Below are 13,217 nucleotides of genomic sequence, written 5' to 3' on the forward strand. Positions count from 1 at the left end.
CAACCACTCACCCAATCAACTTAATCAAACACTCACCCAATCAACAACTACCAACCACTTCTCCTCACAGCCCTCACCAATCTCCTGTGCCTGCGGGCATCATAATAATCGCTGGTAACCAATATGGAATGAATTACGCCGGGAATCCAGAAAAACAGGGTTAAAAATATATTGAGTATAAATGCGCCAATGCGGCCGGTTGTGAGTATGGCCAGGGGCGGGAATAAAAAGCAAAGAAAGTATCTCATGGCTGTTAGTTTTTAAGCTGATACCTTTTTGACTAAGCCTGGCCGCATTTGTTACTAAAATTAATCTTTCAGGTTCAGCGGCAGCTGCTCGCCAAAAAACAAGGCTTTCAATTCGGTTGCATCATTGGCAAGCATTTTTCCGCCAAGTATTAATCGCAATTGGCGGCGGCGAAGTGCTCCTTCAAACAACGCTATTTCTTCATCTGTTTCGGGCAATGATGCCGGCACCTGGGTTTTTCGTCCGTCGTTATCTAAAGCTACAAAAGTATAATAGGCCTCGTTGCTTTTTACCTTGGTACCCGAGGGAATATTTTGCGCCCAAACATCCATCCTAACTTCAACCGAAGTATTGAAAGCGCGGGTTACCCTGGCTTCTATGCTGATTACATCGCCCAGCTTTACGGGGGCCTGGAAAGATACATTATCTACCGAAGCTGTAACCACAATACGGTTGCAATGCTTTTGTGCCGATATAGCGGCGGCAATATCCATCCAGTGCAGCAGGCGCCCCCCCATCAGGTTGTTTAATGTATTGGTATCATTGGGTAATACCAGTTCATTCATAATGGTATATGATTCTTTGGGCGATTTTCCTGTCATAGTACAAATATAGGGAGAAGAGCCAAGAGTTAAGAATCAAGAGTTAAGACAAAGGGGGAGCCTCACCTAAATCCTCTCCAAAGGAGAGGACTTTTATTAGCATGATGGAAATTATCGATTTTACCTAAGCATCATGCAAATCAAGAACCCTCTCCTTTGGAGAGGGCAGGGTGAGGCTCTTTTATTTTAAAACCCCTACCTTTAACCCAATGATCTTCGATTTTAGGTTAAAGGTATTTTATACGGTGGCGCAGCGGCTTAGCTTTACCAAAGCGGCCAATGAACTGTTTATTACGCAGCCTGCCGTTACCAAGCATATTAAAGAATTGGAACAGCAGCTTAATGTGCAGCTGTTTAAGCGCAATGGCAACAACATTACCCTTACCGCGGCCGGTAAAGTACTGGTGCAATATGCCGATAAGATTTTCCAAACCTACAGCGCCCTCGAAACCGAACTGGCGCAGCTTAACAATATCGAAGCGGGCACATTGCACATCGGAGCCAGCACCACGGTAGCCCAAACCATATTGCCCAAAATACTGGCAATGTTTAAAAGAACTTACCCCGAGATCACCTTCAACTTTATACAGGCCAATACCGACCAGGTATCCCAAATGATCATGGACGAAAAGCTGGACATTGCCATCATCGAAGGCTCGTCCCACTCACCCCAGCTGGCTTATTCGCCTTTTGCCAAGGATGAAATTGTATTGGTGACCAGGGCCAACAATAAGTTATCAAAAAAAGCCGAGATCAGTCCGAAACAATTATTAGATATCCCCCTTGTTTTGCGCGAAGCCGGATCGGGTACCCTTGACGTTATTTACGAGGCGTTGGCAGGCGTTCAGATCAGCCCCAAAGATCTGAAGATCGAAATTCAGCTGGAGAGCAGTATCGCCATAAAACAGTACCTTTTATACTCAGATACCGCTACTTTCCTATCCATTCAATCTGTAGTGAGCGAGTTAAAATATAATGAGCTGAGTGTTATTGAGATAAAAGGGCTCGAGATTTTCCGCACTTTCCAGTTCATCCAGCTGCATGGCAAAAACAGTAAACTCATTGAACTTTTTAAGCGTTTTTGCCTGGCTAATTATAACTTAAAGTAATCGTATATTACTTTATATCATTTGTTCGCTAACCGCTTTACAGCCACTTTTGAGTACTGAATTAAAGAGTAGGTTATGGAACATATTGATACTGATATTTGCATTATTGGCGCTGGGCCGGTTGGTTTATTCGCGGTTTTTGAATCCGGGCTTTTAAAAATGCGCTGCCACTTGATTGATGTACTACCCCAGGTAGGTGGCCAGCTTTCCGAAATTTATCCGCACAAACCTATATACGATATCCCCGGCTACCCCGAAGTTACCGCGCAGGAATTGGTAGATAGGTTGATGGAACAAATAGCGCCCTTCCATCCCACCTTTAGCCTGGGTGAACGGGTTGAAACCCTAAATCGCCACGACGACGGATCATACACCATCCAAACTAATGATAACACTACCGTACATTGCCAAGTGGTAGTGATAGCCGGCGGCTTAGGCTGCTTTGAGCCCCGTAAACCTGAGATTGATCGCCTCATCGAATTTGAAGGCAAAGGCGTGGCCTATATGGTAAAAAATCCTGAACTGTTCCGCGACCGTAAAGTAGTTTTGGCCGGCGGCGGCGATTCTGCCCTTGATTGGGCCATCTTTTTAGCCAACGTTGCCGAACGGGTTACCCTGGTTCACCGTGGCGATACCTTCCGCGGTGTGCCCGATTCTGCCGAGAAGGTTTTTGAACTGGCCCGCGAAGGTAAGATAGACCTGATCCTGAAATCAAATGTAGTCGCCCTGACCGGTGAGGGTCATTTGCAGGAAATAACATTGCTGGATAGAAACAACGAGGTAAGTCACATTGCAGCCGATCACCTGATCCCGCTGTTTGGCCTTAGTCCTAAACTTGGCCCGATTGCCAATTGGGGTTTAAACATTAGCTTCTCGGCCATTGAGGTGAACACCAGGGATTACAGCACCAGCGTAGAGCGGATTTACGCCATCGGCGATATCAATACCTATCCTGGTAAACTCAAGCTGATATTATGTGGTTTCCACGAAGCAGCATTGATGGCCCAAAGCGCCTTCAAGTACGTTTACCCCGAGCAAAAATTAAGTTTTAAATACACCACCGTTTACGGCGTAACCGAATTTTAGTCATGATCAACCTAACTATTGAAGACCGCAATGGCGACCGCCAGCCTGTAGAAATCCCCGAAGGCATTAACCTGAGCCTGATGGAGGTTTTAAAGGCCTCGGAATACGATGTACTGGCCACCTGCGGTGGCATGGCCCTTTGCGCCACCTGCCACATACAGGTACTGGAAGGCCCCGAACAATACTTTCATGCCACAGATAACGAGCTCGACATGCTGGATACCCTGCCCAACGCCGACGAGCATAGCCGCCTGGCCTGCCAGATGCGGGTTACGGAGGAGATGGATGGGTTGGTGGTGAGGTTAAAATAGAGTCAAGAGATTAGAGTCAAGAATCAAGACGAAAAACGTGTTTCGAATACATTTTAAAACCAACTTTCTATGGATATAATTAAGGTGATCCAGGAAACCGCGACCTGGATAGAAAAAGTTAACAACGACTTTAATACTAACCTGTTCCGGTCTGCGGAGTTATCACCGAATTATTATTACTATCAAATTCCGGATGGTGAAAAGCTTTCGGCTGTTAACAGGATCGTTTCAGCCCGAGCGGCTTTACTGGTTGAATCAGGAGTGGAGTTGATCCCGGTTTCGGAATTGCACAATTATGGCCGGATAATGATATTTGATCCCGATTCAACAACAACTGATGGAGCGCCCGAAGCAGAAAGCGCCTGTTATATCGATATCGGAGATTCCCCACCATGGGACACGTGGCTGGCCGTTGGAGCGCAATTAAATGGTATAAAATTTTATAAACCACAGCATGACATTAATGCTGCCTATTTAATAGCCTGGGTGCCTAAATCACATTATTTTTATGCCAATGACGCTGTGGAGGTATCGTGTATAGGCAACTTAGCATGGGCTTCAAACGAATTTATAAGGGACAAATATGATCCGATAAAGGAATTATTCTGCAAGCCTGTTATCGTAAAGCCGGATGGGGAGCTTTTTTGTTCTGAAAAAACAAGCAGGATACTTAACGTTGTACAGCAAGAGTTGGAACGTAACTCCAAATCGTACTAAGACGACGTGAGCCCCCGATATGAGGTTAGCAAATCATTTTGGAGTAAGTTGGCTATCTGGAAAGTGAAAAAATGCACCCGCGCTTTTGTCTCCTGGCAGAGCCCCACCCAAACCCTCCCCGGAAGGGAGGGCTTCAGAAAATCAAAAAGTCTCCCCTACCGGGGGAGATTTAGAGGGGGCTCTATACAGACACACCACAATCCCCAGCCCAATAACCACCATAGCCATACTAAACGGAAAAATATACATCAACCCAAACTGGCTTGCCACAAAGCCAACCAGCGGGCCGGTTAACCCTAACGACATATCGATAAACAAGCTATAGCCGCTGAGCGCAGCTCCTTTGTTGGATGCAGGAACCAGTTTAACCGCCTCGACACCGAGAGCCGGGAATACCAGCGAAAAACCAAGCCCGGCAATACCCGCGCCTATTACAGCTAGGTAAGGTGCAGGCGCCAGCCATAGCACCAGTAAACCAACTACCTCTACCGAAAGGCAAACGAGGGTGGTTTTCATGCCACCATATTTGTTAATGGCCTTTGAAAATAACAAGCGCCCTAAAATAAACATCGAACTAAAGGCCGAGAGGCACAATACCGCCCCTTGCCATTTTAACGCCATGTAATACAGTGTTATAAAGGTTGATATGGTACCAAAACCTAAACCACCAAGCCCCATAGCAATACCATATGGCGATACTTTTCTGAGTACCTGCAGAAAGCCCTGGCGGGGTGCTTTACTACTACCCTGCAACGCCGTTTTGTTTTTAGCATACAAAAAGCCGCCAAAGGCAAGCATTGCAATCAGCAAACTTATGGCGCCTAAACCAAAGCTGTTGCTAATGATGACCCCAAGCGGTGCGCCAACCGCGATACCTCCGTAACTGGCTATGCCGTTAAATGATATTGCTTTGGCGGTGTGTTCGTCGCTGGTAGCAAATATGGCCCAATTTATGGGGCTCGATCCTACAAAGCCTTCGCCAATACCGGTTATCAGCCGCGTAATTATCAGTACGCCCAGGCTTATCAACGGTGTATCACGCAGCAACCAGGCAAAAAGCATCATTACACCACTTACTGTAAAAGCAGCCATACCCACAGTAACTGCAGGCTTTGGGCCCCGCTTATCAACCATGTTACCGGCAAACATGCGGCATAAAAACGTAGTGATATACTGCAGGCTGATGACTATGCCTGCTACGATAGCGCTAAACCCCAGTTTTTGATGGATAAATACCGGCAGCACAGCCAGGGATAACCCGATGGATACATAAGCGATAAACGTAAATGCTACAAAACCGATTATGGTTAAGCTAACCTTTGATGATGTAGTATCTGCGTCAATTTCTGCCTCCATGCGTATTTGATATGGTTAATGGCGCAAATTTAAGCATATGAGGACCAGCAGACTAATTTAGTTGGTGTATTTTTTACACTTTACATTGATATAACATTTCCTGTTAAGTCATAAGCACTTAGTCGTAAGTCCCCAAGTTTGAATTGCCATTTTCGACTTAAGCTTAAGACTTCGGCCAAATACTTGCCCCGCTCCCTCAAACCCTTAAAACTTAATACTCAAACTCAACGTTCCACGTGTTGGGTTTTGAGGCGCCAGGCGGAACGACCAGTATTTTTCGTTGGTCAGGTTATCCAGTTTAAAGCCTATGCGGTATTTGGGCTTATCGTAAAATACCGTGGCATCAATGGTGGTATATGACGGGATAACAAATTTAAATGTTTGTGTATTGGTTTGGTACGATTGGCTGCCGTAGTTGCCCCCTACCCCGGCGCCCAGGCCTTGCAAGCCGCCACTAACAATGCGGTAGCTCATCCACAGGTTTGCCAAACGCGCGGGGCCGGCATTGGCCGGGCGTAAACCTTGCAGACCAGTCCCCGCAGCGGCATTAGTTATTTTGCTATCATTATAGGCAAAGCCTGCAACAATATTAAAGCCTTTAAACGGGTTGGCAATTAACTCCGCTTCGATACCCTTACTTAGCTGCGTGCCTGCCTGGGTCGAAAAACCAGCGTGCGCAGGATCGTCCATGGTGGTATTAGTTACCGAAATATCGTAATAACTTACGGTCGAGCTGATTTTATGATCCCAGGCATCAACCTTTACCCCGCCTTCCCACTGGTTGGCATACTGCGGCTTAAATGGGGTATTATCAAAACTGGTTGCACTTACATTGTTAAACCCGTTCATATAATTGCCAAATAACGATATCTGGCCTTTAACCAGTTCGTAAACCATACCAAACTTAGGCGACCAGGCCGTTTGCTTAAAATTACCTGTTGTTTTTCCATCGGCCGGTGTATAAGCGCCTTTATTATCAAACCTGTCAATACGGATACTGGCCATAGCATTTAACCTGTCGGTAATGTTAAATACATCAGATAAATAGGCAGCGTATGAACTTTGATTATTCTGAACGTAATCGCTCGTTTTAGGCGTAGCTGCCGCAACCAGTGCCGAAAGTTTGTCTGCAGTAAAATTGTTGTACGCCGCTCCCGGATCAAGATAGCTTATAGCGGGCATGGTTACGGTAACATTAGCATTATTACTTTTTTGGTTATAATACTCTACCCCTGCCACAATACGGTTACGGAACTGACCGATCTTAAAATCGCCTATGAAGTTTTGCTGAACATTGGTAATGTAGTACGGATAATCTTCTTTGGTAGCCTGCTGTTTAATCTTTTTTACACTATCAACCAGGGTTAGCAGGGTAACGAAGCCTTTGGTGCTCGAGTAGGTTTTGTTAAACATGGTCTGCGATTTCCAGTTATCTGATATTTTGTATTTTATCAGCCCGTAAACGTCAATTTGCCTGCTCAGGTAATCGACACTGTTATTGGCGAAGGATCGTTTGTAGTCAATCCCCAGGTCTTTAACATTAAAAATCTTTCCCTTGGTGTCGGGTGCCAGGCGGTAGGCCGATGTAGCATTTGAATTGCCTATTTCTAAATTTAAATCAACCGATAAACGATCGTTTACGATATAGGTAAGACTGGGGGCCACAAAAAAGCTGCGGTTAAAACCGGCATCCTGAAAGCTGTGCTCGTTATGCAAAGCGGTGTTAATTCTAAACAATACGGTTTTATCTGCATTTAAAGGCAGGTTTACATCGGCGGTAAGCCTGTTAAGATCAAAGCTACCGGTTTGGTAGGTAATTTCGGTGCGGGCGGTTTCAAATGGTTGTTTGGTAACCCGGTTAAACAGCCCGCCAAATGATGCAAGGCTGCTGTTAAATAAGGTGCCAGTTGGGCCTTTAATGGCCTCTATCTTTTCAATATCTGCCGGATCGATACTGTTAAAGTTATAACCGGCAACACTGTTACGGATAAAATTGCCGGTTACAAAACCGCGCGACAGCAAAGTTGTACGGCCGTTATTATATACCAGCGGAACGCCGGTACCCGGAATATTTTTAAATCCATCCACATAGCTGGTTACCACCTGCTCTTTCATCAGTTCGCTGGTAACTACACTGTACACTTGCGGGTTCTCGAGGTTTTTAAGGGGCAAGCGGGCAACATCTTCGGTTTCCTTTTTCAGAAACTTGTTGTGCTTGGCGCTTTGTATGTAAACCTCTTGCAATTGCTTGCCGCCTTCGCTTAAAACAAAATTTACAGTAGTGGTTCCGCCTGCGGTTACGACTACCTGCCGGGTTTGGGTTTGCAGACCAATAAAGCTGGCTACCAATGTGTAGTTGCCTGGCTTAATGTTTTTTATCACATAATGACCACTTTGCGTAGTAACCGCGCCCTGGCTGGCTTCGGTAATGGTAACATTTACATATTCCGCGGCTTTACCGTCGGCTGTTTTTACTGTTCCTTTTACCGATCCGTTTGATGCTACCTGGGCAGATACCCGGTAAGAAGTTATAAGGAGCGCAAATAAGCAGGCGAGTTTTATGCAATTGAAGACTTTTAATAAAACGAGGGGAAATTTAACAAATGTTGAGGGGCTGGTAGCGGTAAAATGCATAGTTTTACTTAAATAATAAATTTTAACAGGTTTGTTATTTGCCCGGTATGAAGTTTGGCGACCAAGTGCCGGGTTATTTTTTGCGCAAAGTTATTTTTATTTAGATTAATTACAAATAAGAAAAAAGACAAATTGAAAAACCCCCGCGTTTAACCAGATTATTCAATATGTAATCCAGCAGAATCAATATATTTATACCTCAACAAAACCAAATGTTAAAAAAAGGCGAACACATTGAAGGTACCCCAACCGAACTACAGGTACTGCTTGACCAGGAACCCGAGGCTATGGAATTTTTTGAAAGTCTGTCCAAATCATACAAACAGGGTTACTGCGATTGGGTAGGCTCGGCAAAGCAGGAAGATACGCGCAAAGTGAGGGCCGATAAGGCAATGATCATGCTGCGGAACAAGCAAAAAACGCTGAAGACTTAAGAAGCTAAGATCTTCCTTGACGCGAATTATATAAAAAAGGCTTTAAGATTAATCCTTGAAAACTGAAAAATGTGGCATTTAAGATTTCGACCGCAGTACTATGTTTTAGTTATAGTATTCTTTTGTGCTTTAACATTTGGTTGCGCACAAAAAACACTTACAGCAAATTCCATCGTTAAAATCGAATCAGACCTGAGCAATTTCGGGGTAGAATCAGAATGGTATCCATCAATCCATTGCCTGATAAACCTGGCAGATAAATCAAGTAGTTGTAAAAAAATCTACGATAGCTCTAAGTTCAAAGATTCTACTTATTTGTTAAGTAATAACGACATGCGGCAAATTGACAGCATGCTCAAGCATACTGATTTAAAAAAATTGAAAAATAAATATTCTGTTAGCGTTCCAGATCAGCCCAAATCGACAATAACGTTTTATACCGATACCGGCAAAATTGTAATTGAAGATTATGGATTACAGGGAGAATATCCTTTGCAGGATTTATATAAAATAATTTACAAGATCTGACCTCCCGCGAGGTTTTAACTCGTGGGAGGCATGGTTTAAGCCTCCGGCTTAATTTTGTATTGCAGGTGCTCGTACATATCTCCTACAAAAAGCCGCTCGTCCACTACCTTAAAGTCCAGGCTGGTATACATAGATTTAGCCCCAGGGTTATTTTTGCTGACCAGTAAGCCGGTGGTGAAATACCCTTTATCAGCCGCATATTCGATAAATGCTTTTATAAGTTTTTTGCCTATCCCCTTACCCTGGTGGCCGGGGAACACACTTAGGCAATCAATATAATATTCGCCGGGTTCGGTTTCGTCTTCAACAGGTTGCTCAAAGTTGTAAGTCGTTTTAATATGCTGTAAAAACGGCTCCCTTAATGTGGCCAGTTTAGCACCATCGTACCCGAGGATCATGCCGCAAATGCCGGTTTCATCTTCATAAACTAAAGCATTTTCATAACTGTATTGATTGCCTGTTTTGCCGGCAAACAGCTCAAAAAGAGAACCGGCCTCGCTCTCATCTCTGCCGTTTACAAATTTGGGGGCAAGCTCGCCCATGGCAAGGACAATAAGCTGGCTTAGCGTAAGTGCGTCTGTGTTTCTTGCTTCCCTTATCATATTGCAAAGTTAGTTAACATAGCCCCGTACGGCATTATGCTTGATTGAACATCTTATCCAAATATTTTTTCTTGTAGAAGCTCATAATTGCGTTTTCCGCATGCAAATCACACATGCAAATCGATCTGGTAAATTCTGAATGTCCTGCGGGAGACGCAATTATGCGTCTCTACGAAAAAATCACAGGCTTCTCACCAACTCGCCCAGCACCTTAATACTCTGCTCTACCACATCATCAAAACTTAGCCCAAAACTAATACGGATAAAATTGGTAAACCGGGCATCGGTGCTGAAAATTTGCCCCGGGGCAATGCTGATGTTTTGGGCCATGGCCAGTTGGTAAAGTTCAAACGCATTGATGTGTTTATCCAGCTCAACCCATAGCGCGTACCCGCCTTGCGGCCGGCTTATTTTAGTGCCTGACGGAAAATAGGTAGCAATGGCCTGCGTATACCTGAGCGATTGCGTGTACAAAGCCTTGCGCAGGTTGCGCATATGCAAATCATAGCGGCCGGTTTCAAAAAAATGGGCAATGGCAGCCTGCGTTGGGGTGGCCGCACTGATGGTATGCATCATTTTCAGATTGATGATTTGTTCCTTAAACCGCCCGGGGATACACCAGCCCACCCGGTAACCCGGCGCTATAGATTTGGAAACAGAGGAGCATAACAATACCCAGCCATCCTTATCATAGCTTTTGCAGGTACGCGGGCGGCTTTTACCAAAGTATATTTCGCCATAAATATCGTCCTCAATCAGTGGGATTTTTTTGGCGGCTAATAAGGTAACCAGTTGCTGCTTGTTTTCATCGGGCATGCAGCTGCCTACCGGGTTGCTAAAATTGGTAACAAACAGGCATACTTTAATATCAACCTCGTTAATGGCTTGCCCTAAATAGTCCAGGTCGATGCCGGTATCGGGGTTAACCGGAATCTCCAGCACTTTTAAATCGAGACTGAGCATAATATTAAAAATGCCAAAATAAGTAGGGCTTTCAATAGCTATGGTATCGCCGGGTTTGGTAAGCGCACGCAGGCAAAATATCAGCGCCTCCATGCAGCCCTGGGTGGTTACCACATCCTCCTGGGTAATGTTGCCGCCCCAGTTAAACGCGTTTTTGGCTATCTGCCTGCGCAGCGAAACGTTGCCCTGCAGGTTTTCGTAATTGATGTTGCCCGACGGACTTTTACGAATAGCCTCCATCATCGATTTATTGAGCTTGGCCATCGGTATCATGCTAAGCGGCGGCGATGAGCGCGACAGGCGCAACACGCTGTCGCTATCCATGTTCTGGTATACCATGGCTATCATGTCGGTAACGCTGGCTTGCGCTATTTTTTTGGCGGGCGGCTTTGTGGTTGGCACATGGCTAACCTTTGCAGGCGAAAACTTAACATAGTAGCCCGATTTAGGCCGGGCCTCTATCATTCCCATATTCTCCAGTTCCACATACGCTTTATACGATGTGCTAATGCTGATGCCCTGCTCCAGGCTTAACGCCCTTACAGATGGCAGCCTGTCGCCGGTTTTTAACAGGTTTTGTTTGATTTGCTTTTCAATGCGCGATACGATCTGCGCATATAAAAAATCATCATGCTGGGCTATTAATTGCTTTTCCATTTCAAATCTGTTATGGTCAAAATTAATGAAACTGAATCTGTTTTACTACAGGCAGATGTTTTTAATTTGTATTTATAAATGATTTAAAAAAATGGAACTGCAACTTATCGACTATCAGCCCGAATACCAGCCTTACTTCGAAAAATTTAACAAGGCCTGGCTCGAAGAATTTTTTGTAGTTGAGCCACTCGACAAATGGGTTTTAGAAAACCCAGACGAAGCGATGTTGAAACAAGGCGGCAAAATATATTTCGCGGCCTCCGGCGATACCATTATAGGCACTGTTGGGCTGCGCTTTATTGAAGATGGCGTTTTTGAACTTACCAAAATGGCAGTTGATAAAGCCTATCATGGCGGCGGCGCCGGCAAGTTTTTATGCCAGGCCGGTATTGATAAAGCAAAGGAAATGGGGGTTAAAAAGCTTATCCTTTTCTCCAGCCGCGTTTTAAAAAACGCAATTCATATTTATCACAAATTGGGCTTTACAGAAATCCCGGTAACTCCCGGTACTTATGGCCGCGCGGATATTATGATGGAGATAAATTTTCAATAATTTTTTCGGACGAAGGTGCTAAACAAAGTAAGCAAACCAATAGCGGCTTAGTATGAAACACTTCAACCCCTACTAAACAACACCATGAACATTACCCCGATAACAGAACAGGAAATAACACAACTACGTGCCGAAACCATTGGCACAACTCAAAAAATACACTTCAATAATGCCGGGGCTTCTTTTAATCCCGATGTGGTGGTGGATACTGTAATTAACTACCTGCGTGAAGAAGCAACCCTGGGCGGCTACGAAATTGAAGATAAATACCGCGATGAACTAAACAATACGTACAGGTTGATAGCCAAACTGATTAACGCCGATGACGACGAAATTGCCATTGTAGAAAATGCGAGCACCGCCTGGGGCATAGCTTTTAACGGTATCGATTTTAAACCCGGCGATGAGATAATTACCTGCGAAATGGAATATGTAACCAATATCATCGGTTTTATAAATGTGCAAAAAACATTGGGTGTAAGCCTTAAAATAATCCCCAATGATGTACAGGGCAATTTTCCGCTGGATGTTTTTGAACAGGCCATTTCGCCCAAAACCAAACTCATCGCCATGACGCAGATACCGTCAACGGCAGGTGGCATGATCCCGGTTGTGGAGATTGGGAAAATAGCCCGCAGGCACAGGGTTTTGTATCTGGTTGACGCCTGCCAAAGTGCCGGGCAAATTCCGCTGGATGTTAAAGAGATTGGCTGCGATATGCTATCTGTAACCGGTCGAAAATACCTGCGGGCACCAAGAGGAACCGGCTTTTTGTTTATACGCAAAGGGATTCAGGACTCGCTGAAGCTGCTGTTTATGGATGGTTACAGTGCACCAACCGTAAGCCTGCATGATTTTAAACCGCGAGGCGATGCCCGCCGATTTGAGCTATACGAGAAGAACCGCGCCCTCACCCTTGGGTTGGGCAAAGCGGTAGACTATGCATTAAACATCGGCGTAGACAGGATTTGGAAGCGCATACAATACTTAGCCACCCTGTTGCGCCGTGAACTTGCAGCAATTGAGGGCATTACGGTCCACGATTTTGGTGCACAGCAATGCGGTATCGTAACTTTTTCGGCAAAAGGATTGGAGAACGCGCTTGTAAAAAATAAGCTGGCCGATAAAAACATCAATGTATCGGTTGGCAAAGCCATATCCACGCTAATTTATATGGATAAAAACCACTTGCTAAACAACGTGAGGGCATCGGTGCATTATTATAACACAGAGGCCGAGATTCAGGTGCTTTGTACCGAGCTGAAAAGTATGCTTGTCAGCTAAAGTCCATATTATGTTTACCTTACATTAAAGGCTTCTTAACATCAGGTTTAAATAGTTATTTTTGAAACCGATGTTAAGGAGCCTCTTCAGTTTTTGCCGATTTTTTATTTTCTGGATCATACTGGCCCTCATTAC

The 13,217-nt window shown here is 44.7% G+C and carries 14 protein-coding genes; 8 read left to right on the top strand and 6 right to left on the bottom strand.

Annotated elements, in window-relative coordinates:
• Nucleotides 1-47: 47 nt before the first annotated feature.
• Together FSB76_RS09215 and FSB76_RS09220 are read right to left on the bottom strand one after the other, a co-directional pair.
• On the bottom strand, nucleotides 48-248 hold the full coding sequence (locus FSB76_RS09215; protein ID WP_147053295.1) for a YqaE/Pmp3 family membrane protein: 201 nt from the start codon (nucleotides 246-248) through the stop codon (nucleotides 48-50).
• Between the two features lie 60 nt (nucleotides 249-308).
• Nucleotides 309-848, bottom strand: coding sequence for an acyl-CoA thioesterase (locus tag FSB76_RS09220; protein WP_147053296.1), 540 nt, complete (start codon nucleotides 846-848; stop codon nucleotides 309-311).
• A 209-nt stretch (nucleotides 849-1,057) separates the two neighbouring features.
• On the opposite strand from FSB76_RS09220, the gene FSB76_RS09225 reads away from it, so the two are divergent.
• From FSB76_RS09225 to FSB76_RS09240, 4 genes are all read left to right on the top strand, one after another.
• Nucleotides 1,058-1,957, top strand: coding sequence for a LysR family transcriptional regulator (locus FSB76_RS09225; RefSeq protein WP_225976461.1), 900 nt, complete (start codon nucleotides 1,058-1,060; stop codon nucleotides 1,955-1,957).
• 75 nt (nucleotides 1,958-2,032) lie between these two features.
• Nucleotides 2,033-3,043, top strand: a complete 1,011-nt coding sequence (locus tag FSB76_RS09230; RefSeq protein WP_147053297.1) for an NAD(P)/FAD-dependent oxidoreductase — start codon at nucleotides 2,033-2,035, stop codon at nucleotides 3,041-3,043.
• Between the two features lie 2 nt (nucleotides 3,044-3,045).
• Complete coding sequence (locus FSB76_RS09235; RefSeq protein WP_147053298.1) at nucleotides 3,046-3,354, top strand: 2Fe-2S iron-sulfur cluster-binding protein; 309 nt, start codon at nucleotides 3,046-3,048, stop codon at nucleotides 3,352-3,354.
• A 69-nt stretch (nucleotides 3,355-3,423) separates the two neighbouring features.
• On the top strand, nucleotides 3,424-4,071 hold the full coding sequence (locus FSB76_RS09240; RefSeq protein WP_147053299.1) for a hypothetical protein: 648 nt from the start codon (nucleotides 3,424-3,426) through the stop codon (nucleotides 4,069-4,071).
• A gap of 141 nt (nucleotides 4,072-4,212) precedes the next feature.
• Here the strand turns inward: FSB76_RS09240 and FSB76_RS09245 are convergent, their stop codons facing one another.
• The gene (locus FSB76_RS09245) at nucleotides 4,213-5,427 is read right to left on the bottom strand and encodes an MFS transporter (RefSeq protein ID WP_147053300.1); all 1,215 of its coding nucleotides are present in this window, start codon (nucleotides 5,425-5,427) and stop codon (nucleotides 4,213-4,215) included.
• 204 nt (nucleotides 5,428-5,631) lie between these two features.
• Entirely contained in the window at nucleotides 5,632-8,061 is a 2,430-nt protein-coding gene (locus tag FSB76_RS09250; protein ID WP_147053301.1) for a TonB-dependent receptor, read from the bottom strand.
• Nucleotides 8,062-8,273: 212 nt separating this feature from the next.
• On the opposite strand from FSB76_RS09250, the gene FSB76_RS09255 reads away from it, so the two are divergent.
• Complete coding sequence (locus tag FSB76_RS09255; protein ID WP_147053302.1) at nucleotides 8,274-8,495, top strand: YdeI/OmpD-associated family protein; 222 nt, start codon at nucleotides 8,274-8,276, stop codon at nucleotides 8,493-8,495.
• A gap of 69 nt (nucleotides 8,496-8,564) precedes the next feature.
• A complete protein-coding gene (locus FSB76_RS33040; protein ID WP_449406760.1) occupies nucleotides 8,565-9,023 on the top strand; it encodes a DUF6438 domain-containing protein in 459 nt (152 codons plus the stop codon).
• A 35-nt stretch (nucleotides 9,024-9,058) separates the two neighbouring features.
• Here the strand turns inward: FSB76_RS33040 and FSB76_RS09260 are convergent, their stop codons facing one another.
• Together FSB76_RS09260 and FSB76_RS09265 are read right to left on the bottom strand one after the other, a co-directional pair.
• On the bottom strand, nucleotides 9,059-9,625 hold the full coding sequence (locus FSB76_RS09260; RefSeq protein ID WP_147053303.1) for a GNAT family N-acetyltransferase: 567 nt from the start codon (nucleotides 9,623-9,625) through the stop codon (nucleotides 9,059-9,061).
• 180 nt (nucleotides 9,626-9,805) lie between these two features.
• The gene (locus FSB76_RS09265; RefSeq protein ID WP_147053304.1) at nucleotides 9,806-11,245 is read right to left on the bottom strand and encodes an aminotransferase-like domain-containing protein; all 1,440 of its coding nucleotides are present in this window, start codon (nucleotides 11,243-11,245) and stop codon (nucleotides 9,806-9,808) included.
• A gap of 91 nt (nucleotides 11,246-11,336) precedes the next feature.
• On the opposite strand from FSB76_RS09265, the gene FSB76_RS09270 reads away from it, so the two are divergent.
• Nucleotides 11,337-11,798 carry a GNAT family N-acetyltransferase gene (locus FSB76_RS09270; RefSeq protein ID WP_147053305.1) on the top strand — a complete coding sequence of 154 codons (462 nt, stop codon included), beginning with the start codon at nucleotides 11,337-11,339 and terminating at the stop codon, nucleotides 11,796-11,798.
• 84 nt (nucleotides 11,799-11,882) lie between these two features.
• Nucleotides 11,883-13,082, top strand: a complete 1,200-nt coding sequence (locus tag FSB76_RS09275; RefSeq protein WP_147053306.1) for an aminotransferase class V-fold PLP-dependent enzyme — start codon at nucleotides 11,883-11,885, stop codon at nucleotides 13,080-13,082.
• Nucleotides 13,083-13,217 lie beyond the last annotated feature (135 nt).

The organism is Mucilaginibacter ginsenosidivorax (assembly GCF_007971525.1).
Lineage (GTDB): Bacteria > Bacteroidota > Bacteroidia > Sphingobacteriales > Sphingobacteriaceae > Mucilaginibacter > Mucilaginibacter ginsenosidivorax.

What these genes read in the sequence shown, in the direction of transcription:
- FSB76_RS09215 (WP_147053295.1), bottom strand. Translation starts at nt 248, where the DNA reads ATGAGATACTTTCTTTGCTTTTTATTCCCGCCCCTGGCCATACTCACA.
- FSB76_RS09220 (WP_147053296.1), bottom strand. Translation starts at nt 848, where the DNA reads ATGACAGGAAAATCGCCCAAAGAATCATATACCATTATGAATGAACTG.
- FSB76_RS09225 (WP_225976461.1), top strand. Translation starts at nt 1,058, where the DNA reads ATGATCTTCGATTTTAGGTTAAAGGTATTTTATACGGTGGCGCAGCGG.
- FSB76_RS09230 (WP_147053297.1), top strand. Translation starts at nt 2,033, where the DNA reads ATGGAACATATTGATACTGATATTTGCATTATTGGCGCTGGGCCGGTT.
- FSB76_RS09235 (WP_147053298.1), top strand. Translation starts at nt 3,046, where the DNA reads ATGATCAACCTAACTATTGAAGACCGCAATGGCGACCGCCAGCCTGTA.
- FSB76_RS09240 (WP_147053299.1), top strand. Translation starts at nt 3,424, where the DNA reads ATGGATATAATTAAGGTGATCCAGGAAACCGCGACCTGGATAGAAAAA.
- FSB76_RS09245 (WP_147053300.1), bottom strand. Translation starts at nt 5,427, where the DNA reads ATGGAGGCAGAAATTGACGCAGATACTACATCATCAAAGGTTAGCTTA.
- FSB76_RS09250 (WP_147053301.1), bottom strand. Translation starts at nt 8,061, where the DNA reads ATGCATTTTACCGCTACCAGCCCCTCAACATTTGTTAAATTTCCCCTC.
- FSB76_RS09255 (WP_147053302.1), top strand. Translation starts at nt 8,274, where the DNA reads ATGTTAAAAAAAGGCGAACACATTGAAGGTACCCCAACCGAACTACAG.
- FSB76_RS33040 (WP_449406760.1), top strand. Translation starts at nt 8,565, where the DNA reads ATGTGGCATTTAAGATTTCGACCGCAGTACTATGTTTTAGTTATAGTA.
- FSB76_RS09260 (WP_147053303.1), bottom strand. Translation starts at nt 9,625, where the DNA reads ATGATAAGGGAAGCAAGAAACACAGACGCACTTACGCTAAGCCAGCTT.
- FSB76_RS09265 (WP_147053304.1), bottom strand. Translation starts at nt 11,245, where the DNA reads ATGGAAAAGCAATTAATAGCCCAGCATGATGATTTTTTATATGCGCAG.
- FSB76_RS09270 (WP_147053305.1), top strand. Translation starts at nt 11,337, where the DNA reads ATGGAACTGCAACTTATCGACTATCAGCCCGAATACCAGCCTTACTTC.
- FSB76_RS09275 (WP_147053306.1), top strand. Translation starts at nt 11,883, where the DNA reads ATGAACATTACCCCGATAACAGAACAGGAAATAACACAACTACGTGCC.